Raw genomic sequence first — 420 nt, 5'->3', positions numbered from 1 at the left:
GTCAAGGGCTCGGCCTTGACCGGTCGCGTCAGCATCGCCTCGGCAATCTGCTCTCGCGTGTCATGATGGGGGACCAGTTCGCGAACCCGCCGCTCAAACGTTTCGGCGTCGTCGGGCCAACCTTCAGGCCAAAGCCGCGCAAGACCCCGCGGATGCTCATCTCGACATCGTGCCGCTTCGACTGCAGGAGCTTGCACGTGGTAAGCAGGCCCGGGCCCCTGTGCCGGCAGTGACTTGCAGTGCACGGGGCGGAACCGGCCAGGCCGCATGAGCTGTGCAATGCCGCGCGCATCCTTGCGATCCGTCTGTTACTGGCAATTGAAGGCGTCGCGCACGTGGCGCGTCTCGAGAAGCTCCACTGCCAGGCCGGACGCCTGTAGTCCAGCAAATAGCCATTGCCACAGCGGGCTGCCTCCAGGC

1 pseudogene is annotated in these 420 nt (G+C 65.5%); it reads right to left on the bottom strand.

What is annotated here, in order from left to right:
* Window positions 1-420 (bottom strand): annotated as a pseudogene (locus tag EN750_RS41395) (IS110 family transposase); the annotation flags it as partial.

It is taken from the genome of Mesorhizobium sp. M7A.F.Ca.ET.027.03.2.1 (assembly GCF_003999175.1).
Classification (GTDB): Bacteria; Pseudomonadota; Alphaproteobacteria; order Rhizobiales; family Rhizobiaceae; genus Mesorhizobium.
This window is presented reverse-complemented; position numbering and strand designations above follow the sequence as displayed.